Source organism: Pseudomonas sp., assembly GCF_002796985.1.
Lineage (GTDB): Bacteria > Pseudomonadota > Gammaproteobacteria > Pseudomonadales > Pseudomonadaceae > Pseudomonas.
The window spans coordinates 71,658-98,030 of sequence record NZ_PEKX01000018.1 but is presented as its reverse complement, the minus strand read 5'-3'; the positions used below and the strand labels follow the sequence as shown (position 1 = coordinate 98,030).

Genomic DNA, 26,373 nt, shown 5'->3' with positions numbered 1-26,373 from the left:
CAGCGATACCCATCAACGCACGCGCACCGGACAGCATGGGTATCGCTGCGCTCCACCCATCCGACATAAGCGGGGTGTGCGTCAGGCGTGCAGGTGGTTTTCCTGCCTGTGGGGCGTACAACCGCTCGCGGTTATACGCCGTGAGCGAGCCGCTCAGAGGAACTTGGAGAAATCCGGCTGGCGGCGCTGGGTGAAGGCACTCAACGCCTCGTGGGCTTCGGGCGAATGCAGACGTTGCACGAAGTGCTGGCCCTCCTCCGCCACCACGCGGCGCAGTTCCTCGATAAAGGGCGCTTTCAGCAGGCGCTTGCTCAGGGCAACTGCCGCCGGCGGCAGTTGCAGGAAGGCCTGGCAGACTTCGCGGGCGCGCTCCAGCGCAGCCACGCCATCCTCCAGCGCCTCGTTGGCGATGCCGTAGGCCACGGCTTGTTCGCCGGTGAAGCCTTCACCGCGCAGCAGCAGACTGGAAGCCTTTACCGGGCCAATCAGACGCGGCACCAGGAAGCTGGAACCGAACTCCGGGCACAGGCCCAGGTTGACGAAGGGCATCTTGAGCTTGGCGCCCTTGGCGATGAACACCTGGTCGCAGTGCAGCAGCAGCGTGGTGCCGATGCCCACGGCCGGGCCGGCGACGGCGGCGACTACCGGCTTGGTGAACTCCATCAGCGCGCGCATGAAGCGGAACACGGCGCTGTCCGGGCCGCTCGGCGGTTCCTGGAGGAAATCGACGATATCGTTGCCGCTGGTGAAGCACTCGGCGTTGCCAGTGATCAGCACCACACGCACCGAACGATCCTCCTGCGCCGCTTCCAGGGCATCGGCGAGCCCCGCATACATGCTGCGGGTCAGCGCGTTCATCTTGTCCGGACGGTTCAGGCGCAGGGTCAGCAGGCCCTCTTCGCGCTCGACGAGAATCTGTTCGCTCATGGCAATTCCTTGTTCTTATTGAAGGGAGAGGACCGCTTCAGAGCCTTTTCAACACCTCGCGAGCTAGAGCAGAACAAGGCGGAACCAGGCTGAAAAAGCGGAGCTTACATCGTGTAAATGAGCATTTTTCTGCCTGGTTCCAACGCAGTTATGCCGACGCGCAGCAGGTGTTGAACTGGCTCTCAGGCGTGGGGCAGGTACAAGTCGGCCAGCGTCTGACCACGGGGCACGCCGCAGAGATAAAGGCGGTGAGCGAAAGCATCGACGCTGGCGGGATGGCCGCAGAGTAAGGCGAGGGTTCGCCGGGAAACAAGCCGGAGTTGCGCCAAAACCTCGGCCGACTCGGCCGTGGTCATCAGCGCCACGTCCAGCTCCGGATGGCTGGCGGCCAGGGATTGCAGGGGCTCGGCCAGGTAATGGCCGGCGCAGTCATGGGCCTGGTGAATAACGCGGATGGGCCCCGCATGATGCTGCCGCAGTGCTTCGCGCAGCACGCCCCAGAGCGGCGCCAGGCCGGTGCCGGAAGCCATCAGCAGCAGCGGCCGCTCCTGCCATTCCGGGTCGTAGTGCAGCGCGCCGCCGCGCAGTTCGCCCAGGCGCAAGCCGTCGCCGACCTTCAGGCCACGGGCGAAATCGGCGAAGGCACCGCGCTCGCGGCAATCGATGTGGAATTCGAGCCAGGGGTCGAGCCCCGGTACGCTGGCCAGGGAGTAGGGCCGCGCGACGCCTTCGGCGCTCCAGAGAATCAGGTGCTGACCGGCGCTGTAGCGCAGCGGGCGTTGCGGGGTGAGGCGCAGGCGCAGCACGTCCGGCGCCAGCCAGTCCAGTTCAGTCACCGTGGCGGGCAGGCCATCGCGCTGCGGGTCGAAGGCTTCCACCGTAATGTCGTCGATGACCCGGCACTGACAGGACAGTCGCCAGCCCGCTTCGCGCCGCGCGCTATCCAGCGCATCGGGCAAGGCATCCAGCACCTCGCCACGAGTGCAGCGCACCAGGCAGGCGTGGCAGCTGCCGGCACGGCAACTGTAGGGCACGGCAATGCCGGCCCCGCGCAGGGCATCGAGCAGGTTGACTCCGGGGCTCACCGAAAAGCGTTGCGATCCGGCCTGTATCTCAGGCACGCGTCCACTCCCATGCGGCATCGCAGCGGTTGCGTCCGCTGCGTTTCGCACGGTAGAGCGCCTGGTCAGCCCGTTGCAAGGCCTCGTCGAGATCGTCGTTGGCACCGAGCAGGGTCATGCCCGCCGACAGGCTCAGGTTCTCGATGTTCACCCCTACCGGCTCCGCTGCTGCATAGGCCATCCGCAGGCGTTCGCAGCAGGTGCTCAGGCGATCGGCATCGGCGTTGGGCAGCAGCAGGACGAACTCCTCGCCGCCGTAACGCGCCAGCACGTCGCCCTCCCGCAGGCAGGCCCGCGCCACTGCGGCGAAGGTCTGTAGCACACGGTCGCCGGCGGCATGGCCATGGACATCGTTGATGCGCTTGAAGTGGTCCAGGTCGATCAGCGCCAGGCCGTGGCGCTGGCCGTCACGCATGTCTTCCAGCGCGCGGCCGGCCAGGCGGATGAAGTGCCGGCGGTTGAACAGCCCGGTGAGCTCGTCGGTGGCCACCAGGTCTTCGAGCTGGCGCATCATGCCGCGCAGGGTGTCCTGGTGTGCCTGCAGGGCATAGCGACGCTGGCGCATGCGTTGACGCAGCGACTGCACGTAGCCGGCGAACAGGCTCAGCCAGGTCAGCACGATGAACAGCACCAGCATTTGCAGTACGGCTTGCGCCGGCAGTTGCAGGCGCTGCTGAAAAGCTTCGTGGAGATTGAGCCCGGCGAAGGCGATGAAGGCCAGCGCGGCGCACCGCGCGAAGACCCTGGGCTGCAACTGGAACACGCCAAACAGCAGGATCAGCACGTAGAGCACCATCAGCGTGCCGCGCGCGGTATCGACATTGGCCAGGAACAGGGTGTGCCAGACCAGAGCCACCAACACCTGAGGCTCGGTCATGCTCGGGTCGGTGAAGCGCTGGTTGCGCCCGGTGAGGAACAGCCAGGCAAACACCAACTGGCTGCCGGCGACCAGCAAGGTGCAGGTCACGGCGAAGCTCACGGGTGCACGATAGAACTCGCCAAATACCGCCAACCACAACAATAGAAGCGCCAGGGCATAGGTCCCGAGGGCCATGCCGAATCGCCTGATGAGTAGTTTTTGTAAGGCGTGCTGCTTCAGAGGTGGTTTCAGCGTGCTCATGGGGCTCCGTCCCGTAATGGCACCTAGCCTTCAATCTACTATCAAAGCGCCGCAGTGCCTAGCCGATCGGAATGTGGGCGGCCCTTCTGAAGAGCAGAGGTCGCCTGGGACCAAGGTCGGATCACTGGCGGGTGCGCGGCGAGCGGCCGCGGCGGTATACTACGGCGCCTTTTTTCGCCGCAGCCGTGTCGGCGAAACCCTGATGTAACAGGCGCCAAGCCTGTCTTACCCTGCCTGAAGAGGACCGTGCTCCATGGCCGTGATCAAGCAAGACGACCTGATCCAGAGCGTCGCCGATGCCCTGCAGTTCATCTCCTACTACCACCCGGTTGATTTCATCCAGGCCATGCATGAGGCCTACCTGCGCGAAGAATCGCCGGCTGCCCGGGACTCGATGGCGCAGATCCTCATCAACTCGCGCATGTGCGCCACCGGCCACCGCCCGATCTGCCAGGACACCGGTATCGTCACCGTGTTCGTCCGCGTCGGCATGGAAGTGAGCTGGGCCGGCGCCACCATGAGCGTCGACGACATGATCAACGAAGGCGTACGTCGCGCCTACAACCTGCCGGAGAACGTCCTGCGCGCCTCCATCCTGGCCGATCCGGCCGGTGCGCGTAAGAACACCAAGGACAACACCCCGGCGGTGATCCACTACTCCATCGTCCCGGGCAACACCGTGGAAGTGGACGTAGCGGCCAAGGGCGGCGGCTCCGAGAACAAGTCGAAGATGGCCATGCTCAACCCGTCCGACTCCATCGTCGACTGGGTGCTGAAGACCGTTCCGACCATGGGCGCCGGCTGGTGCCCGCCGGGCATGCTCGGCATCGGCATCGGCGGTACCGCCGAGAAAGCCGCAGTGATGGCGAAGGAAGTCCTGATGGACGAGATCGACATCCACGAACTGAAGGCCCGCGGCCCGCAGAACAAGATCGAGGAAATGCGCCTCGAACTGTTCGAGAAGGTCAACCAGCTGGGCATCGGCGCCCAGGGCCTGGGCGGCCTGACCACCGTGCTCGACGTGAAGATCATGGACTACCCGACCCACGCCGCCTCGCTGCCGGTCTGCATGATCCCCAACTGCGCTGCCACCCGCCACGCGCACTTCGTGCTCGACGGCTCGGGCCCGGCCGAACTGGAAGCACCGTCGCTGGACGCCTACCCGGAAATCGTCTGGGAAGCCGGCCCGTCCGCACGCCGCGTCAACCTCGACAGCATCACCCCGGAAGAAGTGCAGAGCTGGAAGCCGGGCGAGACCATCCTGCTCAACGGCAAGATGCTCACCGGCCGCGACGCCGCGCACAAGCGCATGGTCGACATGCTGAACAAGGGCGAAGAGCTGCCGGTGGACCTCAAGGGCCGCTTCATCTACTACGTCGGCCCGGTCGATCCGGTCGGTGACGAAGTGGTTGGCCCGGCTGGCCCGACCACCGCGACCCGCATGGACAAGTTCACCCGCCAGATCCTCGAGACCACCGGTCTGCTGGGCATGATCGGCAAGTCCGAGCGCGGCCCCATCGCCATCGAGGCAATCAAGGACAACAAGGCCGTCTACCTGATGGCCGTGGGCGGCGCCGCCTACCTGGTCGCCCAGGCGATCAAGAAGTCCAAGGTCCTGGCCTTCGCCGAATTGGGCATGGAAGCGATCTACGAGTTCGACGTGAAGGACATGCCGGTGACCGTAGCGGTCGACACCAATGGCGAATCGGTGCACATCACCGGCCCCGCCATCTGGCAGAAGAAGATCGCCGAGAGCCTGGCGGTGGAAGTGCAGTAAACCTGCGCAACTGCTCCACGAAAAAGCCCGGCCATGTGCCGGGCTTTTTCTTGTCCGCAATCTCTGCCGAAGCTTCCGTAGGGCGCATAACGCCTACAGCGTTATCCGCCCTACCAAGCTGCGACTCCCACCGAAACCATTTGTAGGAGCGAGCTTGCTCGCGAACAGCCCAGCGCTGGAGCTACGGGGTAACTCGGTTCGCGAGCAAGCTCGCTCCTACGAAAAGCATTCCGTCACCACGCTTTTCACAGGAGCGGGCCATGCCCGCGATCGCGCATGGCGCGCTCCTGCACGGGAAGCTCGGTGCATTGCTCAGGCGCTGCGTGGTACCCGGCTCAGTTCGACGACGTTGTCGCGACGCTGGGCAAGGAAGCGCGTACAGCTCACCCGCAGGAAGGAAGCGAAGTTCACCACTTCCCCGCGGTAGTCCATCACTTCGTCGTAGAGCTTGGCGATCAGCTGGTTGGTGCTCATGCCGTCCACCTCGGCGATCTCACGCAGGATGTCCCAGAACTGGTTCTCCAGGCGCAGCGTGGTGACCACGCCACGGATACGCAGCGAGCGTGAGCGCGACTCATAGAGAATCGGATCGGCCTTTACATAGAGTTCGCACATGGACGGCTGCTCCAGCTTCGAGGATGGGCCAGTTTAAATGTCGGGCCAGTTTACAGGCTGATCCTGGTGCCCAGCACCTCGAGGAACTTCGCCAGCCAGGCGGGATGCGCCGGCCAGGCCGGGGCGGTGACCAGGTTGTCGTCGACGTGAGCGGCGTCCACCGGGATGTCTACATATTCGCCACCGGCCAGCGTCACTTCCGGGCCGCAGGCCGGATAGGCGCTGCACGCGCGGCCCTTGAGCACGCCGGCAGCGGCCAGCAGCTGGGCGCCGTGGCAGACGGCGGCGATGGGTTTGTTCGCGGCGTCGAAGGCTTTCACCAGTTCGATCACCTTGGCGTTCAGGCGCAGGTATTCCGGGGCGCGGCCGCCGGGGACCAGCAGCGCGTCGTAGTCTTCGGCGCGCACAGCGGCGAAGTCGGCGTTGAGGGCGAAGTTGTGCCCCGGCTTCTCGCTGTAGGTCTGGTCACCTTCGAAATCGTGGATGGCGGTACGGATGCTCTGGCCGGCGGTCTTGTCCGGGCAGACCGCATGGACGGTGTGCCCGACCATCAGCAGTGCCTGGAACGGCACCATGGTTTCGTAGTCTTCGGCGTAATCGCCGACCAGCATCAGGATCTTCTTCGCGGCCATCTGGGGCATCCTCCCGGCAGGTCCCGACCATGGTGGCCGGGCATGCGGGAGAGCTTAGTCAGTCGCGCAGGCAGCGGGTAATACGCCGCTACTACACCCCTGCGACTACACCCTTACTGCACCGCCGCGCGCTGGGCAGACTTCGCGCCTGAGCGCTGCTCGGCGACCTGGCGGGCGTCTTCGAGGATCAGGTCGGCGCCCTTCTCGGCCACCATCATCACCGCCGCATTGGTATTGCCGGAGGTGACGTTGGGGAAGATCGACGCATCGACCACGCGCAGCCCGGCAATGCCGTGCACACGCAGGCGCTTGTCCACCACCGAAGTCTGCGGGTCGCTGCCCATGGCGCAGCTGCCGCACAGGTGGTAGATCGAGCCGCAGTTCTCGCGGAAGTACTGCAGCATCTGCTCGTCGGACCGGGTCGCCGGGCCCGGCAGCACTTCTTCGACGGTGATCTTCTTCAGCGCCGGGGCGTTCATGATCTTGCGGATCAGGTGGCTACCCTGGATCGCCTCGTCGATGTCCTTCTGCGTGCTCAGGTAGTTCGGGTCGATCAGTGCGGCGTCGGCCGGGTTCTTCGAGGCGATGCGGATTTCGCCGCGGCTGGTCGGCCGGCACGGGTTGAAGCAGAGCAGGAAGCCGGAGTACGGCTCGGGCTTGAGGCTGGCCTTGTTGCTCTTGGGAATCTGGTACGACAGCGGGTTGAAGTACAGCTGCAGGTTGGGGTGTTCCAGCTTGTCGTCGCTGCGGAAGAAGCCGCCGCTCTGGTTCACGCTCATCGACAGCGGGCCCTTGCGGGTCAGCAGGTACTGCAGGCCGAGCCGGGCCTGGCCGAACAGCGAGCCGAAGTCGTCGTTCAGGGTGCGGATATTGGCCTTGTAGTAGTAGCTGACGCAGAGGTGGTCCTGCAGGTTCTTGCCCACCGCCGGCAGTTGGTGCACCTGGGGAATCTTGTGCTGGTCGAGCAACCCGCGGTCGGCCACGCCGGAGAGTTGCAGCAGCTTGGGCGAATCCACCGCGCCGGCAGCGAGGATCACCTCGCGCTTGGCATGGAACTCGCGCTGCACGCCGCTCTGCTTCACGCTCACACCGATAGCGCGCTTGTGCTCGTCGAACAACACGCGCTCCACCAGTGCGTTGCGCTCGATGCTCAGGTTGGCGCGGTTCTGCGCCGGGTACAGGTAGGCGAAGCTGCTGGAGCAGCGCTGGCCGTTCTTGGTGTTGACGTCGTAGAGGCCGGCGCCTTCGAAGTCCTTGCCGTTGAAGTCATCGCTCAGCGGGTAGCCCAGCTCCTGGCAGCCCTTGAGGAAGCTATCGCAGATGGGGTGGGTGTGACCCTTCATCGGGGTGATCTGGATCGGGCCGTTGCCGCCGTGGTACTCGGTGTTGCCCAGCGGGTGCGTTTCCAGCTTGCGGAAGTACGGCAGTACGTCCTTGAACGACCAACCATCATTGCCATCGGCCGCCCAATCGTTGAAGTCATGGGCCTGGCCGCGCACGTAGATCATCGCGTTGATCGAACCCGAACCACCCTGCACCTTGCCGCGCGGCGCGTAGAGTTCGCGGTTGGCGAGCTGCTTCTGCGGCTGGCTGTAGTACATCCAGTTGAAGGTCGGGTTGTAGTAGAGCTTGGCGAAGCCCACCGGGATCTTGAACCAGGGCGAGCTGTCCTTGCCGCCGGCCTCCAGCAGCAGGACGCTGTGTTCGCCCGATTGGCTCAGGCGGGCGGCGAGGATGCAGCCGGCGGAACCGGCGCCGACGATGATGTAGTCGTATTTCATGGAATGCGTACCGCAGTATTGGGTAGAACCCCGCCCCGCTCTTTCTTTGAGGGAAAGGCCAGGGGCGGGTCCGGCATCAGCCTTTGGCTGGTGCGTTGTCTTTCACGTCGACGGGGTCCGGCCCCATCTGCAGGTGCAGGCGCTCGCCGGTGTACGGGCTGTGAGCCCGCACCACGTCCATGTTCAGCTCGACGCCCAGCCCAGGCTCGCTGGACGGGATGATGTAGCCGTCTTCCCACTGCAATGGCTTCTTGAGGATTTGCGCATGGAAGCCGTCCCAGGTGCCGATGCTTTCCTGGATCAGGAAGTTCGGCGTGCACGCCGCCAGCTGGAAGCTCGCCGCCGCGCCGATGGGGCCGTTGTAGAGGTGCGGGGCGATCTGCGCGTAGAAGGCTTCGGCCATGGAGGCGATCTTCTTGCCTTCAAGCAGGCCGCCGCAGCGCCCGACGTTCATCTGCAGGATCGACGCGCCGCCGGCCTGCAGCAGTTTGAAGAATTCGTACTTGGTGGTCAGGCGCTCGCCGGTGGCGATCGGGATGCTGGTCTTGCCGGCGACCTGGCCCATGGCGTCTTCCTGGCCCGGCGGGATCGGCTCTTCGAACCACAGCGGGTCGTACTTTTCCAGGCGCCTGGCCAGGCGGATGGCCGAGGACGGCACCATCTGCCCGTGGGTGCCGAACAGCAGGTCGCATTGGTTGCCTACCGCTTCGCGGATCTTGCGGCAGAAGGTCTCGCAACGCTCCAGCACTTCCAGGGAAAGCTGGTGGCCGGAGAAGGCGGTGTAGGGGCCGGCCGGGTCGAACTTCACGGCGGTGAAGCCGAGCTTCATGTTGTCGATGGCGCACTCGGCGGCCAGGTCCGGGTCGGAGTAGTCGTACTCGCCCTGGGCGTTCTTCGGGTACAGGTAGGTGTAGGAGCGCAGGCGTTCGTGGACCTTGCCGCCAAGCAACTCGTAGACCGGCTTGTTCGCCGCCTTGCCGATGATGTCCCAGCAGGCCATTTCCAGGCCGCTGACGATGCCCATCATGGTCAGGTCGGGGCGCTGGGTGAAGCCGCTGGAATACGCGCGGCGGAAGAAGCGCTCGATGTGGTGCGGGTCCCGGTTCTCCAGGTAGCGGCCGAACACGTCTTCGATGGCCGGGACCATGACCCTGGGATGGAAGCTGGCGGCGTAGATCTCGCCGACGCCTTCGATGCCGCAATCGGTCTTCAGCTTGACGAACAGCCAGTACATACCGCCGACGTGGGGCGGCGGAACGGCGACCACGTGGGTTTCGAGGGAGACGATCTTCATGCTTGTTTCGCTCGCTTCTGGATGCGCTTGTTCAGGATCAGGGTGGCGACCACGCCCAGCAGGCCGATCACCACGACGTAGGAGAAATAGATCTGGTAGCCGAGGAAGCCAGGGAAGCGGTCGGTGATGTAGCCGTTGAGCAGCGGCAGGTAGGCGTCGGGCGCATAGCCCAGCACCGAGATGATGCCGATGGCCAGGCCGGTGACGCGCAGCGGGATGCGGCAGTCGTCCAGTACCGCCCAGTACAGGCCGCGAATGGCGTAGGTCATCAGGCCGATGAAGATCACCAGGAAGATCAGCACGCCGAGCACATGCAGGCTCGGCAGCACGATCAGGCCGATCATGCCCAGCGCCGCCAGCAACATCGTCCAGGTCAGCACGCCTGCCTTGGAGAAGCGGTCGCCCAGCCAGCCACCGCCGATGCCGCCCACCGGGCGCATCCACAGCTTGACGGTGGTGATCACCCCGGCGGCGGTGGCGGAGAGGCCGAAGCCGCCTTCCTGCAGGTAGGCCGAGAAGCTGTAGGTGGCCCAGAAGAAGTGGTAGCCGCAGAACACGATGGCGGTAACCAGCCACAGCTCGGGGATGCGCAGCAGGGTGCGGAAGTCGTCCAGCAGGTTGCCCTTCTCGGCGCGGGCCTGCTTGCCGTTCTTCTGCGGGTCACGCACCAGCATCAGAGCGGCGCCCAGCACAATGCAGAAGATCGCGTACATATGGATGACCAGTTGCAGACCCTGGGCGTTCTTCTCGCCACGGGTCTCGGTGACGTAGGCGAACAGCGCGATGGCGATGGTCGCCAGCAGCGCCTCGACCAGCCCGCGTCCGCCGTCGAGCACGCCGAAGAAGCGGCCTTGCTCGTCTTCGCCGGCGAGCATTTTCACCCGCTTGATCAGCGCGGCCCAGAAGGTCAGGCCGGTGGTGATGCCGAAGCCGCAGAAGATCACCAGCAGCGTATCGAAGCCCGGCAGCATGGCGTACCACAGGCCCAGGGCGCCGGTGCCGATCAGCGAGAAGCTGATCAAAAAGCGCGGCGACAGGCGGTCGGCCAGCCAGCCGCTGGGCAGGTAACTGAGCAGGAACGCGGTGCCGAGGATCGAGTAGAGGTAACCCAGTTCGCTGTTGGTGATCGCCAGCGCCTCGAGCATGGTGCTCTGGTACACCTGGCGCAGGTACAGCATGGGATAGATCGCCCCCGCCGCGAGCACGAGCAGGGCGAGCTGGATGTAACGGGTGAGGTTGGCGTTAGTGGGCGCGGCCATGGGCATGGCTTCTGCACTTATTGTTTTTTTCATCATGCATCTCGCAGCCGGCTCGGTCGCCGGCAACTGGTCGGAACAGCAGTGGGGATGACGCGGCCCAGGCAGAGGGCCGCGTGCGGTTTGATCAGCGAATCAGAACTTGAGGACCACGAGGCGCGTCTGGGTGAACTCCAGCATCCCGTGCTTGCCGTCGTCGCCGCCCAGGCCCGAGCGCTTCCAGCCGGCGTGGTAGCCCTGGTAGGGGTCGGCGGGGGTGCGATTGATGTAGATCTCGCCGGCTTCGATGTGGTTGGCGACTTTCATGGCGTTGCGGTAGTTCTCGGTGAACAGCACCGAGGCCAGGCCGAACTGGTGGTCGTTGGCCATGGCCAGCGCGTCGTCGAGGGTCTCGTAGGCCAGCACCGGCAGCACCGGGCCGAAGATTTCCTCCTGGACGATTTCCATGTCCTGGCGGCAGCCGCTGAGCAGGGTCGCCGGGTAGAAGTGGCCGGCGCCCTCGGGCAGCACGCCGCCGCACTCCAGCACGGCGCCCTCGGCCAGCGCGCGCTGGACCTTGGCGTGCACATCGGCACGGGCACGACCGTATTGCAGCGGGCCCATCAGGCTGGGGTCTTCGGCACGGTTACCGATGCGCACAGCGGCCATCTTCTCGCGCAGCAGGGCGAGGAAACGGTCATGCACGCTAGCCTGCACGTAAACGCGCTCGATGGCCGTGCACAGCTGGCCGCAGTGGGTGGTCTTGGAGGCGACGATGGCGGCGGCGGTCTTCTCCAGATCGGCGTCCGCCTCGATGATCGCCGGGGTCTTGCCGCCCAGTTCCAGGGACGGCTTGGCGATATTGGCCTTGCAGTAATCGAGCACGATGCGCCCGGCGCCGACGCTGCCGGTCAGGGTGATCAGGCCGATCTGCGGCTGCTGGCAGAGCACCGCGGCGACGTCGTGGTGCATGGTCAGCACGTTCAGCACGCCGGCCGGCAATCCGGCTTCCTCGGCGCAACGGGCGATTTCGAAAGCAGAGGTCGGAGTGTTGTTGCTCGGGCGCACCACCACGGTATTGCCGGTGATCAGCGCCGGCGCGACCTTGCGCAGGAAGGTGTAGACCGGGTAGTTGAACGGGATCAGCGCCGCGACCACGCCGATCGGCTCGCGCTGCAGCAGGATGGTTTCGTCGGTGGAATCGCTGGGAATCACCTCGCCTTCGATGCGACGCGCCCATTCGGCGTGGTAGCGGGTGATCTGCCCGGCGTAGAAGGCTTCGCTGCTGGCGTCGGCCAGGCTCTTGCCGGACTCGGCGGCCAGGGCGGCGCCGATGCGCTCGGCGTTGCGTTCCAGGGCTTCAGCGAAACGGCGCAGGTGCTCGCCACGCTCGATGGCCGGCAGGCGGGCCCAACTACGCTGGGCGCGGGCGGCGGCTTCGACGGCGTTGCGCACATCGACTTCGGTCGCGGCCGGCACCTGGGCGACCTGCTGCTCGGTCGCCGGATCGAACACGGCGATGTGGGCGGAGGAGGCGTCGGCGAAGCGGCCGTCGATGAAGTGTCGATCTGTACGCATGGTCATGTCCTGTCGTTCAAGCAAGGCTTCGGGCCGGTGGCGGCGCCAGGTAACGACAAGGTGCAGGCTGACTCGTGCAGGCGACGGGCACGGTGACGCGGCGCAGGCATGGGGTGACTCTTGTCGTTATCGGTTGGCCGAAGTTTCGACAGGCGCCCGGTACCCGACAAGCGATTAATAGAACGCAGTAACATGCCAAAAACGCAGGTTATCAGACATGGGAAAGCGGCGATTTCCCAGTGGAAATCGCCGCTTCGTTCTTCAGGAAAGACTGATGACCGAGCCCGATCCCGCCAGGTTGCGCTCGGCCATCCACACCTCTTGCTGCAACCACTCCTGGAAGCGTTGCACATGAGGCGGCAGCTCCTGCTCGGGGCGGCTGACCCACCAGTAGGACTGGTGCCCCTGCACCTCGACGTCAAGCATCTGCACCAACTGCCCCGCCGCCAGTTCACGAGCAACCATCTGTCGGTCGGCAATGGTGATGCCCAGCCCGTCGATAGCCGCGCGGATGGCCATGTCCAGCAGGTCGAACTCGTAGCCGCCCTGCAGATCGACGCCCTGAACCTTCGCTGCGTCCAGCCAGTGTCGCCAGGTCAGGAAACGCTGGTCGTCGCGGGCCAGCACATGCAGCAAAGTCATGCTGCGCAGGTCGATGTCCTGCTCCTCGCGCTGCGCCAGCAGGCTGGGCGAGCACACGGCGATGTGCCGCTCGTGCATCAGCAGCGAGCTGTCCAGGCCATCCCACTCACCGTTGCCGAAACGAATGGCGCAGTCCAGCGTGCTGCTCTGCGCGAGACTGTCCTGCAGGTTGGTGGTCAGGCTGACTTCCAGATCGGGGTGTACCTCACGCAAGCGCGACAAGCGCGGCAAGAGCCAGCGCAGGGCAAAGGTGGGCGGCGCGTTGACCCGCAGGCGGTTGAGGTGATGGCGCTGCTGGATGCCACGCACCGTCAGCTCGATGCGGTCGAACGACAGTTGCAACGCCCGTAGCAGGACGCGCCCGGCCTCGGTCAGTTCCAGATGGTGATGGCGGCGCACCAGCAGGCTCTCGCCCAGCTGTTCCTCCAGCTGGCGCACCTGGCGGCTGACCGCGCTCTGGGTCACGTTGAGCAGCTCGGCGGCACGGGTAAAGCTCCCCGTGCTTCCAGCCACTTCAAAGGCTTTCAGCGCATTGAGCGCCGGAATCTTGCGTTTCACCCACCCTTCCCTGCCCCGCGGCCTTTGCCGCGCGGGCCTTGTCAGCGCGATATCAGAAGTAATAGCCGACATTCGCGTACAGCTGATTCTCCCAGTGGCTGGTGCCACCTTCGGCCAGGCTCTGGGTGTAGTTGCTGCCGCCGATGTACGGATCGTTACGACCGTTGAGCCATTCCACGGCGATGTACACCGCCTTCACCGAGAAGGAGGTGCCGAGGATGAAGCGCTGGGAAGTCTTGAAGTCGTCGGCGGATTTGTCGAAGGCGCTGTAGTTGCCATAGACCTTCACGCCACTGACCCAACCATCGAGGAAGTTTCCCGGAATGCTGTAGCTCAGGTCGCCGACATACAGGTTACCGCGACTGGCAACGTTGAACGTACCGTCGTACCCACCGAATGTGACTACCTCGTCGCTCCCCGGATTCCTCGGCGACATCTGCTGGCGAGCGGCTTGCAGTTGCACGCCCCAAGGGCCGTTCTGGCCTGCGTAGTGAATGGCGTAGGCGTTGCGGCGGCCGTTATCGTTGGTGTCCTGGTTCTCCAGGCGTGAGGTCAGCGCGGAGACACCCACTTCGGACTTCCAGTCACCCAGTTGCAGCGAACGGGCCAGACGGCCAACCAGGATTTGCCGTTCCTTGTTGCGGTTGCCGTCAGCCACGTAGCCATCGGCGTCGGTGACCACGGTGGAATAGGTGGTGCCGTTGCTGGTGCCATTGCCGGCCCAAGCCGGACGAGCATAGGCGCCCAACTGGATGTTCCAGTCGCCTTGCTGCTGGATGTACTTCACCCCCACGTCGTTGACGTCTTCCAGGCCAACGACGTTGCCCAGGGTCTCGTAGAAGGTGCTGCCGAACAGCGGCTGCAGGCCGAAGGGAATCTGGTTCAGGCCGACCTGGATCTGCTTGTCCGGATCGAAGCGGTAGCCGATCCAGGCGTACTCGGCGAAATTCACGTCGCCGAAGTGCTCGGTGTACTGATAGGGATAAGCCTTGCCGTACCAGCGGTAGCGCGCGGCACCGATCCAGGTATCGGAGGTGTAGGTGACCCGCAGCATCGCGGTGTCGATGCCGAACTTCTCGATATCACGGTCCGGGTCATGGTCGAAACGGGTACGAACGGCGCCGCCGATATCCAGGTTGTCCGTCACCGGCACAGCGATGGCGGGGGAGCTCAGGGCGAAGAGAACAGGAAGCAGGAACGGCAGGTGGAGTCTGGCCACGTTGAAGGTGCCTCGGCAGGTTTCTTGTCGTTATGAGATGCGCTGACGCCCGGCCCTGGCCGGTCCGTGAGCGCGGCCGAAACTAGCCGTTGGTGAATCCGTACGACAAACGACTAAATCGCAATCCAAACCCGAGAAAAACGCATATTCCTTCAGGCGTGCGAGGGCTAGAATCGGCGAAAAAATTCGCGCCCCAAGGCGCTTTCCGGATGGCCCCGCCATGCGCAACCTGCCGCCCTTGACCATGCTCCGCGTCTTCGAAGAAGTGGCCCGCCATCGCAGTTTCAATCGCGCGGCCGAAGCACTGAACGTCACCCAGGGAGCCGTCAGCCGGCAGATCAAGCAACTGGAGGAATACCTCGGAATCAGCCTTTTCCTACGCACGCCGCGCGGCCTGACCCTGACCGAAGCCGGCAGCGCCCTCGCCCCGCACCTGGGTGAAGCCTTCGACCAGATGGAGCGCGCCCTGCAAGCCGTCCGTGTGCCTAACCTGCGCCAGCGCCTGCGCATCCTCGCGCCCCCCACCTGGGGCACCCGCTGGCTATCGCCGCGTCTGCGCACCTTCCTGCAGCGCTATCCGGACATCAGCCTGAGCGTTACCAGCCACCAGGATGGCGAAAACGCTGGCGAGCTGGACTGCCGCATTCGCTTCGGCCTGCAGCAGGCCGCGAACTGCCATAGCGAACTGCTGGTGATGGAACGCCACATCGCCGTGGCCAGCCCGGACTTGTTCGATACCGGGCAGCCTCCGGAACTCAACGCCCACCCGCTGCTGCACATCCTCCACGAAGGACGACGCCTGAAGGTCTGGGAAAACTGGCTGGAGGCGATGGGCCGAACGGGCGTCGACGCCAGCAGCGGCATCGAGTTCAGCACGCTGGACCAGGTGATCCACACCACGCTGGCCGGCGGCGGCCTGGCGGTGATCGACCGGCAGATGATCGAGCGGGAACTGCTCAGCGGCAGCCTGCTACCCATCACCCCGGTGGAAGTGATCGGTCCCTATGGCTACTGGCTGGATATCGCCAGCGACAAGCTGGGTCTGTCGAAGGTCCAGCGATTCCAGGACTGGCTGAACCAGACGAGCAATCCCTGAATACGAAGGGGCGGATATCTTTTCCAAGACAGCCGCCCCTTCGCTTTTACCCTTCGCGTCAGCGTCAGCCCTGTGGTTTTGGGCGGAACATCAGCGGAGCGTCCTGTCCGAACGCCCCTCCGACCGCCAGGTAAAGCGCATTGAAGGTATTGAGCGCCGCCAACCGGTCGTTCACTTCCTGCAACTGCCCGTCGAAGAGCTTCTCCTCGGCCGTGGTGACATCGAGGTAGCTCGAATAGCCCCCTTCGTACAGACGCCGCGCCTGGCCGGCATAAGTCTTCAAGGCGACGACCTGCTGCTGCACCGCCGCCAATTGCTGCGCCGACTCACGGGAGTCAACCAGGGCATTGTTCACGTCGGCGACCGCTGACTGCACCGCCTTCTGATAAGCCAGCACCGACTGCCGGTACTCGGATTTCGCCGACAGCACCTGGCCGGAGAGCGCACCGGCATCGAAGGCCGCCTGGTTGATCCCGAGCGCCAGGTTCCAGATCTTCGACGCGCTGTCGAACAGCTGGCCACTCTCGCCGCGGCTGAAGCCGACCATGGCGGACAGGTTCAGGCTCGGCAGATACAACGCTTCGGTCGCCCCGACCATGGCATTGCTCGCCACCACGGCCTGTTCGGCCTGCAGCAGGTCGGGCCGGCGTGACAGCAAGGTGGCCGGCAAGGTTTGCGGAACCGCCGGAGCGCGCAAAGCCGACAGTCGTTCGCTACGGACGATGGGCCCCGGCATGCGCCCCAGCAGCAAGGAGAGCGAGTTTTCCGCCGAGGCGATCTTCGTCCGCAGTGGTGGAATGGCGGCCTGGGTCGCCCAGTAGTCGTTCTGCGCCTGACTAAGCTCGATCTGGCGGATCACTCCCCGGTCATAGCGCTTCTGGAAGATCGCCAGGGCATCCTTGCGCGCCTGCGCCGTCTGTTCCGCGATGGCCAGTTGCTCGTCCAGCGCCAGCAGGTTGAGATAGCCCTCGCTGATAGAACTGGCCAGGCTCAGCGCCACCCCGCGCTGGGCATACTGCGCGCCGAGCAATTGCGCGTCAGCCGCCTCGCTCCGCCGGCGCAATTTGCCCCAGAGGTCGATTTCCCAGCTGGCATTCAACCCCGTCTGGTATTGGTCACTGACACCGTCAAAACCGGCGAGCGGCGTATCGACGAACTGGTCGCTGCGCGCGCGCGCGGCCTTGCCGCCCAATCCGAACTGGGGGAACAGACCCGCCCGCACGGTGCGCAACTGGCCACGGAACTGATCGATGCGCTCGGTGGCGCGTTGCAGATCGAGGTTGTTCTTCAGCCCCTCGCCCACCAGCGCGGATAGCGTGGGAGAACCGAACTGCCCCCACCAGGGTCCGCCGACCTGCTCGGAAGCATTGTTCAGATGAGCCCGGTAGGCCAACGGCATGGCGACCTCCGGGCGTTGGTAGTCAGGGCCGATCATGCAACCGGTAAGGCCGGCCACAGCCCATGCCAACAGCAGCTTTCTGGCAGTCATCACTGTGCCTCCCCGGTGGCTTGGCTATCGACAATCGTGCTCGTAGCAGTTCCCGCTTTCGCTTTTTCCCGCTTCTCACTGGCTCGCTCAACCAGGAAGGAGAACAGCGGCACGAACAACAGCGCCAGCGTGGTCGCCGCCACCATGCCACCGATGATGCCGGTACCGATGGAGTGACGGGAGTTGGCGCCGGCGCCCGTGGCGATGGCCAGCGGTATGGCACCGAAGATGAAGGCCAGGGACGTCATGATGATTGGCCGCAGGCGCAGTTCAGCCGCCTTGAGCACCGCGTCCATCGGTGACAACCCGGCCTGGCGCTGGAGGATGACGAACTCGACAATCAGGATCGCGTTCTTCGCCGCCAAGCCCACCAGGGTCACCAGGCCGATCTGGAAGTACACGTCGTTGGGAATGCCCCGCGCCCAGATCGCCACCAGCGCACCGAAGATACCGAAGGGTACCGCGCTGAGCACGGTCAGCGGCAGCGACCAGGATTCGTACTGCGCCGCCAGGATCAGGAAGACCATGATGATGCCGAAGACGAACACGATGACCGTGGTGTTGCCCGCCTTGTTCTCCTCGAACGCCTCACCGCTCCAGGCATAGCTGTAGCCGGCGGGCAGCACTTGCTCGGCCAGTTCCTGCATGGCCTTGATCGCGTCACCGGAGCTGTAGCCAGCACCCGGGTTGCCCGTGATCTTGGCGGCGGGGAAGTTGTTGAAGCGGGTCACCAGGCTCGGGCCGGAGGTGAACTCGGTCGTCACCAGGGCCGACAGCGGAATCATCTTGCCGTCCTTCTGCTTGACGTAGAGGTAGCCCAGGTCCGTCGGTGTGCTGCGGTATTGCGGCGCGCCCTGCAGGATCACCTGCCAGACTCGGCTGCCCAGCACGTACTGGCTGACATAGGCCGAACCGAACTGGGTCTGCAACGCGCCATAGACGTCGGCCATCGGTACACCGAGGGTTTCCGCCTTGGCGTTGTCCACCGAGATGCGCATCTGTCGTGTCGAGGCCTGGAAGGTACTGATCAGGCCGGACAGTTCAGGGCGTTTGGCGGCTGCGCCGATAAGCTTCCAGGTCGCTGCCTGCAGCTCCTGGGCATTGCCGTTGCCACGGCTTTCCACCCAGAACTCGAAGCCACCCTGGGTGCCGAGGCCGGGGATCGACGGTGGGTTGATGGGGATGATCCGTGCCTGGGGAATGACCGCCAGCTGGGGGTATAGCGCCTTGATCACACCTTCGGCCGACAAAGCAGGGTCCTTGCGGCCATCCGCCGGCTTGAGGTTGATGAACACGGTGCCCATGTTGGTCTGGTTCTGGCCGTCGATGAAGCTGTAGCCCGACACTGCGGAGGCGTCCTGCACCGCGGGATGCTTGCGGAACAGCGCGGCGACCTGTTCGGTGGTGGCTTCGGTACGGTCCAGGCTCGCCGAGTCAGGCATCATCACCGCGACCAGCAGGTAACCCTGGTCTTCCTCGGGCACGAAGCTGGTGGGAATGCGCGAGAACAGCGAAGCGATGCCCAGTAGCATCGCCGCAAACAGCACCAGGGCCACCAGCATCCGCCGCACGATCACCGACACCAGGCTCACGTAGCCCTTGGTCATCTTGTCGAAAGCCTGGTTGAACCACTGGAAGCCCTTCCAGCGGGCATGCTGGCCGGGTTTGAGGATCAGCGAAGCCAGGGCCGGCGACAGGCTCAGGGCGACGAAGCCGGAAATCACCACCGAGCAGGCAATGGTCAGGGCGAACTGGCGGTACAGCAGGCCGGTGGTGCCGCTGACGAAGGCCACGGGAATGAACACCGCGCACAGCACCAGCACGATGGCCACCACCGGGCCGGTCACCTCCTCCATTGCCCGCACGGTGGCATCGCGGGCACTGAGGTGGAGTTCCTCCATGTTCCGCTCGACGTTCTCCACCACCACGATGGCGTCGTCCACCACGATGCCGATGGCCAGCACCAGCGCGAACAAGGTCAGCAGGTTGATGGAGAAGCCCAGCGCCAGCAGCGCACCGAAGGTGCCGATCACCGCGACGAACACGGCGGCCACCGGGATCAGGGTGCTGCGCACGCTCTGCAGGAAGATGAACACCACCAGCACCACCAGGGCGATGGCGATCAGCAGCGTCACCACCACTTCATGAATCGAGGAGCGGACGAACTCGGTGGTATCCAGGGAGACGGCGTAGGCAATGCCCTTGGGGAAAGTCGTGGACATGTCCGCCAGTGCGGCGCGCACGTTGGTCGACACTTCCAGGGCGTTGGAACCGGCCTGCTGGTAGACCGCGATCAGGGTCGTGGTCTTGCCGTTGATGGCTGAGCGCATGGTGTACTGGTTGAGGCCGATCTCCGCACTGGCAACGTCGCGCAGGCGCACGAGCGCGGTGCCATTGGCATCGGCGCGCAGGATGATGTCCTCGAATTCCTGGGCAGTCTTCATGCGCCCCGGCGTCACCAGCGGGTAGGTCAGTTCCATCTGCCCCTGGGACGGCGCCTGACCGATGTTGCCGGCGCCGAACTGCTGGTTCTGCTGGCTGACTGCGTTCTGCACGTCGGACGAGGTGATCCCCAGCTCCGCCATGCGGTCCGGCTTGAGCCAGATGCGCAACGCCAGGTCGGCGTCGCCCATGATCTGCGCCTGGTTCGCGCCCTGGATGCGTTTGATCGCATCGAGCACATAGAGGTTGGCGTAGTTGCCCACGTACTGCTGGTCGAAGCTGTCATCGGGCGAGTAGATCGCCAGCAGCATGAGGAAGCTGGAGGAACGCTTCTGCACGTTCACGCCGTTCTGCTGCACCGATTGCGGCAGCTGCGCCAGCGCCTGGCTGACGCGGTTCTGCACCTGGACCTGGGCGATGTCCGGGTCGGTGCCGATGTCGAAATACACGTTCAGGGTCATCTGCCCGGTGGGCGAGCTGACCGACTGCATGTACAGCATGTTGTCGACGCCGTTGACCTGCGTCTCGATGGGCGCCGCCACGGTCGAGGCAATGGTCTGGGAGTCGGCGCCCGGATAGGTCGCCGTCACCGTGATCTGGATGGGCGTGATGTCTGGGTACTGGGCCACCGGCAGGGCGAAGATGGACACGCCGCCGGCGATAATGATGATCAGCGACAGCACCATCGCGAAGATGGGACGCTCGATGCAGAAACGAGAGAACATGGACGTAGCCTCACTCTGCCTTCGGGGTCGCGGGATCGAAGCTGCCGGTCGGCGCCGGGCCCGTGATTTTCAAGGGTGCGCCAGGCGCCAGTTTCGCTGCGCCGTCGACCACCACCTGCTCGCCACCCTTGAGGCCCTTTTCGATCCGCCAGAAGACACCGGAGGGTTCGGCCACCTGCACCGGGCGCTCCTCGGCCTTGCCGTTGGCGACGACATACAGGAAGTCGCCTTTGGGTCCGTGCATGACGGCTCGCTGGGGGACCTGGATCGCGTTGGCGTAGCTGGCGCCCTTGAGGGTGATGCGCACGAACTGCCCTGGCCGCAGCGCGCCATCGGGGTTGGCGAAGTCCGCGCGGACCAGGAAGGTGCCGGTCTGCTGATTGAAGGTCGATGACGCGAAGGTGACCGTGCCGGTGGCCGGATAGTGCGAACCGTCAGCCATCAGCAGGTCGGCCTCCAGACGGCCGTCGGCAGGCATGACCAGTCGACCGCTGTCGCGCTGCTCGCGAATGGCGAGGAACTGCTGTTCGCTCACGCTCATGACGACCCGCATCGGGTCGACGGTGGAGACGGTGGTCAGCAGGCTGTTGCTGGCGTTGACATAAGTGCCGTCGTTGACCCGGGCATAGTCGCTGATGCCAGCCACCGGAGCGCGCACGTAGGTGTAGGAGAGATTCAGTTCCTGGGTGTTGACCTGGGCCTGAGCCGCCTGCATCGAAGCTTCCGCCGCCTTCGCCGCACCGATGGCGTCATCGCGATCCTTGGGGCTCAGCGCGTTTTCCGCGGCCAGTGGCAGCACGCGGTCGAGGTTGGCCTTGGCGCGATCGTAGCGCGCCTTCTGCGCAGCATATTCGGCCCGTGCCGAATCGAGTTGCGCCTGGAACGGTGCGTGGTCGATCTCGAACAGCACCTGCCCGGCCTTCACTACGCTGCCTTCGGTGTAACTGCGCCGAAGCAGGTAACCATTGACCCGGGCGTAGATTTCTACCGCTTGCGGGCTTTGTGTCTGACCGACGAAGGTCATGCTGGCCGGCAGGCTGGCCGGCGTCGCCACCACGGTGGTAACGCCGGCGGGAGCGGCTCCGGCGGCAGCCTTTTCCCCCCCGCCGCAAGCAGTGAGGAACATGGTCACAAGCAACACTGCGCTAGGGCAGCCCAGATGAGTCAGGCGCATAGTCAATCCACAACGAATCGCCCGGAGGCGAAGAAACAGGAGAGAGGAATCCCCGCTGTGCGGGAATTCCTCGGTGACGTCAGTTGGCGGACTTGGTGGACTTGGCGGAATCAGCCACACCCGCTTGGGCCGTCGGTTGCGCGGTCACGATCTGCAGGGTGTCCTGGTAGGTCACCACCAGCATCTGGCCGTTCTTCAACTCGCCCATCCGGTCGCGCAGCTTCGTATCGTCGACCTTGACGACCTTGGTCGCGCCATCGGGACCTTCGAAGGTCAGCTCATGCTTCCTGAGGTTGATGCCGACGATCTTCAGTTGCACACGCGCCATGCGGAACGCATCGCCACCCGGATGCGGGTTGGTCGGCGTGGCCATGGCCGCCCCGTCGATCTCGAGGCCGCCCGGCGCCTGACTCTCCACACGGGTATCAAGATCAAAGGCGGCGGAATGGGTAACCAGTGCGGCGATGAAGTCGCCCGCCTTGAGATGCCCCAGATCCTGCGCGGCATCGGTCAGTTGGACGGTCACCGGCTTGCCGGCGGCGTCTTCGACCACGATGCGACGGTCCTTGGCATCGACGGAGAGAACCTTGGTCACTACCTCATCGGAGACGACTGCGGTACCCAGCGGGATATCGGCGGCCATTGCTGAGCCGGCGATCGCCAACGCGAGGGCGCCAGCCAGGGGCAGGGACTTGAGGATTGGCATGTTTGAACGCTCCTTGATCAGATTTTTGCAACAGAGGAAAAGCGAGAGAGGGAGTCACATATGACGGCGAAGACGAACCGCACGGGTGGCGCCCTCCCGAGGCGGAAGCCGCTACATTAATCGGCATCCCAGCCGCTGAAATCGGGGAAAAAACGATCAGGAAGCGTCGTCAGTCTGTTGCGCCATTTCCCACAAAGACCCAAGGAGAAAACTGAGGACCTGGCGTGCATACCAGTCTTTCTGGAGAGGAACGAAAACGGGCGCACCGGTTTCCCGGTGCGCCCGTTGGCTGGCAATTTTCGAGTTCAGGCCAGCCGAGCAGGCTTGCTGGCAACCTGCAAGCCGTCGTCCTCCGCTTCCCCTCGACCGCAGTCGGTAAGGGTCAGGTACTTGGTTTCCGGCGCCCAGGCGATGGAGATGATCGCGCCCAGCAGCAGGATGCCGGCGAGGATCGCCATGGTCGGGTTGAGCCCGATGCCTGCCACGCTGACCGGCAGCAGGAAGGTGCTGAGCGCTGAGCCCAGGCGGCTCGCCGCGGTGGCAAGGCCGATACCGCCGGCGCGGACTTCAGTCGGGAAGCTCTCCGCCGGGTAGACACCCACCAGGTTGCTCACCGCCGACAGCACCAGGGTGAACAGGCCGAAGCACGCCACCATCAGCCAGGCCAGGCTGCCGGGCAGCAGCACCAGCAGGAACAACGAAGCGGCGAGGATCAGGAAGGAGTTGATGAGGAAACCGCGACGGCTGAATTTAACGGTGCACCAGATGCCCAGCAGCGCCCCGACGATCAGCAGCGCGTTGAGCATCATCTCGGTGCCAAAGCCTTCGGCTAGCCCCATCTTCTGCAGGATCGACGGCAGGAAGGTGTAGATGGCGAAGTACGGCATGACGATGCAGATGAAGAACAGACAGTTGAATGCCGTGCGCTTGCGGTACTCGCGGCTGAACAGCGCCTTGTAGCCGGCGTGCTTACGGTTGATGACTTCCTCGTCGATCTCCACGTTGGCGCCCAGGTGTTTGTGCACGATGGCGCGGGCTTCCTCGATGCGGCCCTTGTAGACCAGCCAGCGCGGCGATTCCGGCGTACCGATGCGGGCGATCAGGATCATCGCGGCGGGGATCGCCGAGGACGCCAGCATCCAGCGCCACGCATCGTCGCCCAGCGGCAACATGGCGGTGCCAACGAAGGTGGCGGCGACGTAGCCGAAGGTCCAGATCACGCTGAACGAGCCCAGCAGCACGCCGCGATGCTTGCGTGGGGCGAACTCGGCGAGCATGGCGTGGCCGACACTGAAGTCGCCACCCAGGCCGATGCCGATCAGCACCCGGCAGAGGAACAATTGCATCGCCGACTCGACATAGAACTGCATCACCGAGGCAGCCGTGATCAGCACGAAGCTGATGAGGAAGATTTTCTGCCGCCCGAGGTGATCGGAAATCCAGCCGAAGAACAGGCTGCCGAGGAACAGGCCGAGCAGCGCCGAACTGCCGATCAGGCCTTGCCAGAAGGGTGTCAGCGCCATCTGCGGGTTGATCAGGGTGAAGGCGATACCGATGAGGCCGAGGATGTAGCCATCGGTGAAGTGAGCGCCGAAGGTGAGGCCGGCGATCTTGATGTGGAACCTGCCGATGGGCAGGTCATCGATTTTGACTGGTTGACCCGACATGATCGTCTCCGATTTTTTGTTATTGGAAACACCGCGAGTGGGAGCCGCCGCGCCCTTGGCGGCGCGACGGATACGGAACAACTACGGGATGGGGCGTCAGGTGGACAGGCCGCCCATGAGCAGGTACTTGATCTCCACGTAGTCCTCGATGCCGTACCGGGAGCCTTCGCGGCCCAGGCCCGACTCCTTGATGCCGCCAAAGGGCGCCACCTCGGTGGAGATGATTCCTTCGTTGATGCCGACCATGCCCGCTTCCAGGCCCTCGGCCATGCGCCAGACGCGGCCGATGTCGCGGCTGTAGAAATAGGCAGAAAGGCCGTAGGGCGTATCGTTCGCCAGATTCAGGACTTCAGACTCGTCGCGGAAGCGGAAACAGGCGGCTACCGGGCCAAAGGTTTCCTCGCTGGCGATCAGCATTTTCGGACTTGCGTCGGCTAGCACGGTCGGCTCGTAGAAGGTTCCGCCCAATGCGTGGCGACGGCCGCCGCAGAGCAACTTGGCACCCTTCTCCAGGGCATCGCCGACGTGCTGCTCGACCTTGGCCAGCGCGGCTTCGTTGATCAACGGCCCCTGCTCCGTTTCGCCTTCCAGCGCGTTGCCCACGCGCATGGCGCGCACAGCTTCGGTGAGGCGCGAAACGAATGCGTCGTACACCCCGTCCTGGATATAGAAGCGGTTCACGCACACGCAGGTCTGCCCGGTGTTGCGGAACTTCGAGGCCATGGCGCCGCGTACGGCGGCGTCGATATCGGCATCGTCGAAGACAATGAACGGTGCATTGCCGCCCAGTTCCAGCGAGACTTTTTTCAGGGTATCGGCGGCCTGGCGCATCAGCAGCTTGCCGGTACGGGTCGAGCCAGTGAACGACAGCTTGCGCACCACGCCCGAAGCCTGCAGCGCGCCGCCGATGGCCGGCGCGTCGCCGGAAACGATGTTGAACACGCCGGCCGGAATACCCGCCTCTTCCGCCAGCACCGCGAGGGCGAAGGCCGACAAAGGCGTCTCTTCCGAAGGTTTGAGAATCATCGTGCAGCCGGCGGCCAGTGCCGGACCGACCTTGCGGGTGACCATCGCCAGCGGAAAGTTCCACGGGGTGATCGCCGCCACCACACCAATGGCCTGTTTGATCACCACGATGCGTGCATCGCCCTTGTGCGAGGGGATCACGTCGCCATAGACGCGCTTGGCTTCCTCGGCGAACCACTCGAGGAAGCTCGCTGCGTAGGCCACCTCGCCCTTGGCCTCGGCCAGCGGTTTGCCCTGTTCGGTGCTGAGCAGGCGCGCGAGGTCGTCCTGACGTTGCAGCATCAACTCGCCCCAGCGGCGGATGCGTGCGCTGCGCTCCTTGGCGGTCAGTGCGCGCCAGGTCGGCAACGCACGTTCGGCGGCGGTGATGGCAGCGTTGGTTTCTTCGGCTCCGCCACGGGCTACCTCGACGATCAGCGCACCAGTGGCCGGATTGCGAACGGAATAGGTCGCACCACCCGCAACCCATTTTCCATCGATGTAGTGGCCGGATTTCAGCAGCGTGCTCATGCCACCGCCTCCGTCAGCGCGAAGGCTTCGCGCATGGGCCGCGCAACACGCAGGATGCGCTTGCCGGCGGTGTAGTCATTGATCACGTCGCAAGGCGTGTAGTTGCGCTCCAGCTCAAAGATTTCCTCGTCGTCCAGGCGCGTATCCAGCGCGGCCAGGGCGCTATCGAATTGCGCGGTGGTATCGGCGCCGACCAGCATGCAGTCCACGCCGGAATGCTGCAGCACCCAGGCCTGGGCAATCTGTGCGTTGGACACACCGCGGCGCTGGGCCACCCGCTGTACCGAACGGGCAATCTCGAAGGAGGCCTCGTCGGCGTACATCTGCTGGGTGAAGAAGTCGGTCTGGTTGCGCGTGGAGTTCGCATCGCCGGTCAGCAGGCCGCGCGCCAGCGGGCTGAACACCGAGACGCCGAGGCCCTGGTCGCGGCAGAAGGGGATCATCTCGCGCTCTTCCTCGCGGTAGGCGCAGTTCAGTTGAAGCTGCATGTTGATCGGCTTGACCCAGCCATTGCGCTCGCAGGCCATGAGGATCTTCGCCAACTGCCCGGTGAGCATGGTGGACACGCCGATGTAGCGGGCCTTGCCGGCGCGGACGATATCGTTCATCGCGCCCATCACCTCTTCCACCGGGGTGTTCACGTCGTAGAAGTGCAGCATGTAGAGGTCGACGTAATCCATGCCCATGCGCTTCAGCGAGGCGTCGATGCCATCCAGGATGTGCTTGCGCGAATGGCCGCTGGCGTTGATGCCGGGGCGGGTGCCGTAGCCGACCTTGGTGGTGATCACCACGTCCTCGCGGCGCACCAGGCGCTTGAGGATGCGGCAGACCACTTCCTCGCCGACACCGGCCGAATAGAAGTCGGCGAGGTCGATGAAGTTCACCCCGGCGTCCAGCGCATGCTTGACGATCGGCTCGCTCTTGCTCTCATCGAAGATCCACGGTTTCCAGTCCGGGGTGCCCATGTTCATGGTGCCCAGGCACAGCTTGGAGACCTGCAGGCCGGAGTGGCCGAGACGGATGTATTCCATGCTGCTGA

The 26,373-nt window shown here is 64.5% G+C and carries 20 protein-coding genes; 2 read left to right on the top strand and 18 right to left on the bottom strand.

What is annotated here, in order from left to right:
* Window positions 1-153: 153 nt before the first annotated feature.
* The 3 genes from CTR55_RS20965 to CTR55_RS20955 form a co-directional block, all read right to left on the bottom strand.
* On the bottom strand, window positions 154-927 hold the full coding sequence (locus CTR55_RS20965; RefSeq protein ID WP_296288999.1) for an enoyl-CoA hydratase-related protein: 774 nt from the start codon (window positions 925-927) through the stop codon (window positions 154-156).
* 182 nt (window positions 928-1,109) lie between these two features.
* Window positions 1,110-2,048, bottom strand: a complete 939-nt coding sequence (locus CTR55_RS20960; RefSeq protein ID WP_296288997.1) for an iron-sulfur-binding ferredoxin reductase — start codon at window positions 2,046-2,048, stop codon at window positions 1,110-1,112.
* Window positions 2,041-3,168 carry a GGDEF domain-containing protein gene (locus CTR55_RS20955; RefSeq protein ID WP_296288995.1) on the bottom strand — a complete coding sequence of 376 codons (1,128 nt, stop codon included), beginning with the start codon at window positions 3,166-3,168 and terminating at the stop codon, window positions 2,041-2,043. Before CTR55_RS20955 ends, CTR55_RS20960 begins: the two co-directional genes overlap by 8 nt.
* A 253-nt stretch (window positions 3,169-3,421) precedes the next feature.
* On the opposite strand from CTR55_RS20955, the gene CTR55_RS20950 reads away from it, so the two are divergent.
* On the top strand, window positions 3,422-4,945 hold the full coding sequence (locus CTR55_RS20950; protein ID WP_296288994.1) for a fumarate hydratase: 1,524 nt from the start codon (window positions 3,422-3,424) through the stop codon (window positions 4,943-4,945).
* A 312-nt stretch (window positions 4,946-5,257) separates the two neighbouring features.
* On the opposite strand, the gene CTR55_RS20945 is transcribed toward CTR55_RS20950, so the two are convergent.
* From CTR55_RS20945 to CTR55_RS20910, 8 genes are all read right to left on the bottom strand, one after another.
* Complete coding sequence (locus CTR55_RS20945) at window positions 5,258-5,560, bottom strand: ribbon-helix-helix domain-containing protein (RefSeq protein ID WP_296288992.1); 303 nt, start codon at window positions 5,558-5,560, stop codon at window positions 5,258-5,260.
* Window positions 5,561-5,610: 50 nt separating this feature from the next.
* A complete protein-coding gene (locus CTR55_RS20940; RefSeq protein ID WP_296288990.1) occupies window positions 5,611-6,192 on the bottom strand; it encodes a DJ-1/PfpI family protein in 582 nt (193 codons plus the stop codon).
* Between the two features lie 113 nt (window positions 6,193-6,305).
* The gene (locus CTR55_RS20935; RefSeq protein WP_296288988.1) at window positions 6,306-7,973 is read right to left on the bottom strand and encodes a GMC family oxidoreductase N-terminal domain-containing protein; all 1,668 of its coding nucleotides are present in this window, start codon (window positions 7,971-7,973) and stop codon (window positions 6,306-6,308) included.
* Between the two features lie 76 nt (window positions 7,974-8,049).
* Entirely contained in the window at window positions 8,050-9,267 is a 1,218-nt protein-coding gene (locus tag CTR55_RS20930; RefSeq protein ID WP_296288986.1) for a mandelate racemase/muconate lactonizing enzyme family protein, read from the bottom strand.
* On the bottom strand, window positions 9,264-10,526 hold the full coding sequence (locus CTR55_RS20925; RefSeq protein ID WP_296288985.1) for an MFS transporter: 1,263 nt from the start codon (window positions 10,524-10,526) through the stop codon (window positions 9,264-9,266). The genes CTR55_RS20930 and CTR55_RS20925 overlap by 4 nt, the downstream gene beginning before the upstream one ends.
* A 132-nt stretch (window positions 10,527-10,658) precedes the next feature.
* A complete protein-coding gene (gene aldA / locus CTR55_RS20920) occupies window positions 10,659-12,080 on the bottom strand; it encodes an aldehyde dehydrogenase (RefSeq protein ID WP_296288983.1) in 1,422 nt (473 codons plus the stop codon).
* Between the two features lie 261 nt (window positions 12,081-12,341).
* Complete coding sequence (locus CTR55_RS20915; protein ID WP_296288981.1) at window positions 12,342-13,280, bottom strand: LysR substrate-binding domain-containing protein; 939 nt, start codon at window positions 13,278-13,280, stop codon at window positions 12,342-12,344.
* A 52-nt stretch (window positions 13,281-13,332) separates the two neighbouring features.
* Window positions 13,333-14,499, bottom strand: coding sequence for a hypothetical protein (locus CTR55_RS20910; RefSeq protein ID WP_296288980.1), 1,167 nt, complete (start codon window positions 14,497-14,499; stop codon window positions 13,333-13,335).
* 220 nt (window positions 14,500-14,719) lie between these two features.
* Here CTR55_RS20910 and CTR55_RS20905 point away from each other — a divergent pair, with 220 nt between their 5' ends.
* Window positions 14,720-15,595: a LysR substrate-binding domain-containing protein gene (locus CTR55_RS20905; protein WP_296288978.1), complete on the top strand. Its 876-nt coding sequence runs from the start codon at window positions 14,720-14,722 to the stop codon at window positions 15,593-15,595.
* A gap of 64 nt (window positions 15,596-15,659) precedes the next feature.
* Here CTR55_RS20905 and CTR55_RS20900 read toward each other — a convergent pair whose 3' ends face one another.
* The 7 genes from CTR55_RS20900 to CTR55_RS20870 form a co-directional block, all read right to left on the bottom strand.
* The gene (locus tag CTR55_RS20900) at window positions 15,660-17,084 is read right to left on the bottom strand and encodes an efflux transporter outer membrane subunit (RefSeq protein ID WP_296288977.1); all 1,425 of its coding nucleotides are present in this window, start codon (window positions 17,082-17,084) and stop codon (window positions 15,660-15,662) included.
* Complete coding sequence (locus CTR55_RS20895; RefSeq protein ID WP_296288975.1) at window positions 17,084-20,251, bottom strand: multidrug efflux RND transporter permease subunit; 3,168 nt, start codon at window positions 20,249-20,251, stop codon at window positions 17,084-17,086. The genes CTR55_RS20900 and CTR55_RS20895 overlap by 1 nt, the downstream gene beginning before the upstream one ends.
* Before the next feature lie 10 nt (window positions 20,252-20,261).
* A complete protein-coding gene (locus tag CTR55_RS20890; RefSeq protein WP_296288974.1) occupies window positions 20,262-21,425 on the bottom strand; it encodes an efflux RND transporter periplasmic adaptor subunit in 1,164 nt (387 codons plus the stop codon).
* Window positions 21,426-21,504: 79 nt separating this feature from the next.
* The gene (locus CTR55_RS20885; RefSeq protein WP_296288972.1) at window positions 21,505-22,131 is read right to left on the bottom strand and encodes a hypothetical protein; all 627 of its coding nucleotides are present in this window, start codon (window positions 22,129-22,131) and stop codon (window positions 21,505-21,507) included.
* Between the two features lie 305 nt (window positions 22,132-22,436).
* Window positions 22,437-23,798, bottom strand: coding sequence for an MFS transporter (locus CTR55_RS20880; protein WP_296288970.1), 1,362 nt, complete (start codon window positions 23,796-23,798; stop codon window positions 22,437-22,439).
* A 96-nt stretch (window positions 23,799-23,894) separates the two neighbouring features.
* Window positions 23,895-25,334, bottom strand: coding sequence for an NAD-dependent succinate-semialdehyde dehydrogenase (locus tag CTR55_RS20875; RefSeq protein WP_296288968.1), 1,440 nt, complete (start codon window positions 25,332-25,334; stop codon window positions 23,895-23,897).
* Window positions 25,331-26,365 carry an aldo/keto reductase gene (locus tag CTR55_RS20870; protein WP_296288966.1) on the bottom strand — a complete coding sequence of 345 codons (1,035 nt, stop codon included), beginning with the start codon at window positions 26,363-26,365 and terminating at the stop codon, window positions 25,331-25,333. The genes CTR55_RS20875 and CTR55_RS20870 overlap by 4 nt, the downstream gene beginning before the upstream one ends.
* Between the last annotated feature and the right edge of the window lie 8 nt (window positions 26,366-26,373).

What these genes read in the sequence shown, in the direction of transcription:
- CTR55_RS20965 (WP_296288999.1), bottom strand. Translation starts at nt 927, where the DNA reads ATGAGCGAACAGATTCTCGTCGAGCGCGAAGAGGGCCTGCTGACCCTG.
- CTR55_RS20955 (WP_296288995.1), bottom strand. Translation starts at nt 3,168, where the DNA reads ATGAGCACGCTGAAACCACCTCTGAAGCAGCACGCCTTACAAAAACTA.
- CTR55_RS20950 (WP_296288994.1), top strand. Translation starts at nt 3,422, where the DNA reads ATGGCCGTGATCAAGCAAGACGACCTGATCCAGAGCGTCGCCGATGCC.
- CTR55_RS20945 (WP_296288992.1), bottom strand. Translation starts at nt 5,560, where the DNA reads ATGTGCGAACTCTATGTAAAGGCCGATCCGATTCTCTATGAGTCGCGC.
- CTR55_RS20940 (WP_296288990.1), bottom strand. Translation starts at nt 6,192, where the DNA reads ATGGCCGCGAAGAAGATCCTGATGCTGGTCGGCGATTACGCCGAAGAC.
- CTR55_RS20935 (WP_296288988.1), bottom strand. Translation starts at nt 7,973, where the DNA reads ATGAAATACGACTACATCATCGTCGGCGCCGGTTCCGCCGGCTGCATC.
- CTR55_RS20930 (WP_296288986.1), bottom strand. Translation starts at nt 9,267, where the DNA reads ATGAAGATCGTCTCCCTCGAAACCCACGTGGTCGCCGTTCCGCCGCCC.
- CTR55_RS20925 (WP_296288985.1), bottom strand. Translation starts at nt 10,526, where the DNA reads ATGGCCGCGCCCACTAACGCCAACCTCACCCGTTACATCCAGCTCGCC.
- aldA (WP_296288983.1), bottom strand. Translation starts at nt 12,080, where the DNA reads ATGCGTACAGATCGACACTTCATCGACGGCCGCTTCGCCGACGCCTCC.
- CTR55_RS20905 (WP_296288978.1), top strand. Translation starts at nt 14,720, where the DNA reads ATGCGCAACCTGCCGCCCTTGACCATGCTCCGCGTCTTCGAAGAAGTG.
- CTR55_RS20900 (WP_296288977.1), bottom strand. Translation starts at nt 17,084, where the DNA reads ATGACTGCCAGAAAGCTGCTGTTGGCATGGGCTGTGGCCGGCCTTACC.
- CTR55_RS20895 (WP_296288975.1), bottom strand. Translation starts at nt 20,251, where the DNA reads ATGTTCTCTCGTTTCTGCATCGAGCGTCCCATCTTCGCGATGGTGCTG.
- CTR55_RS20890 (WP_296288974.1), bottom strand. Translation starts at nt 21,425, where the DNA reads ATGCGCCTGACTCATCTGGGCTGCCCTAGCGCAGTGTTGCTTGTGACC.
- CTR55_RS20885 (WP_296288972.1), bottom strand. Translation starts at nt 22,131, where the DNA reads ATGCCAATCCTCAAGTCCCTGCCCCTGGCTGGCGCCCTCGCGTTGGCG.
- CTR55_RS20880 (WP_296288970.1), bottom strand. Translation starts at nt 23,798, where the DNA reads ATGTCGGGTCAACCAGTCAAAATCGATGACCTGCCCATCGGCAGGTTC.
- CTR55_RS20875 (WP_296288968.1), bottom strand. Translation starts at nt 25,334, where the DNA reads ATGAGCACGCTGCTGAAATCCGGCCACTACATCGATGGAAAATGGGTT.
- CTR55_RS20870 (WP_296288966.1), bottom strand. Translation starts at nt 26,365, where the DNA reads ATGGAATACATCCGTCTCGGCCACTCCGGCCTGCAGGTCTCCAAGCTG.